This window comes from Bacillus sp. JJ864 (assembly GCF_036963045.1).
Taxonomy (GTDB): domain Bacteria; phylum Bacillota; class Bacilli; order Bacillales; family Bacillaceae_G; genus Bacillus_A; species Bacillus_A pseudomycoides_C.
Genome location: NZ_JBALLY010000200.1, coordinates 16,177 through 16,566 on the forward strand (window position 1 = coordinate 16,177; position 390 = coordinate 16,566).

A 390-nucleotide genomic window follows, 5' to 3' on the forward strand; every position below is an offset into this window, starting at 1 on the left:
AGTATCAGGGTCTTTTGTTAGTTATCTAAGCCAAATTACATAAGATTCATCAAAATACATCAAACCTTCAGCGCCCTCACCCTTTACACAAATCCCTTTCTTATAACGGTAGTGAACATCATAAGCAGGACGCTTTGTAATTTTATTGAGGTCGCAAGTCGATGTACCTACCTCTGTGTAAATCCATATTTGTACCATTTATCCCAACCAACGCGTATGCAGTTAGCTGCTCTTTTTAACGCAAATTCATACCTCCATAATGCTTTTTCATTCCAAAAGTTCAATGAATTGTTATATCCATAGATAAAATTAAAATGAAATATATGGTAGAATCCTTTGTGAAGAGCACATGTTATACATATTATGTACCTTGTAGAAAGCTCTAGCTGT

The 390-nt window shown here is 34.9% G+C and carries 1 protein-coding gene; it reads right to left on the reverse strand.

The annotated features are described in order from the left end of the window. Positions 1-21: 21 nt before the first annotated feature. On the reverse strand, positions 22-198 hold the full coding sequence (locus tag V7024_RS22660; protein WP_335524193.1) for a hypothetical protein: 177 nt from the start codon (positions 196-198) through the stop codon (positions 22-24). Between the last annotated feature and the right edge of the window lie 192 nt (positions 199-390).

Bases quoted from the DNA above. Each gene is read 5' to 3' on its own strand.
- V7024_RS22660 (WP_335524193.1), bottom strand. From the start codon at position 198: ATGGTACAAATATGGATTTACACAGAGGTAGGTACATCGACTTGCGAC.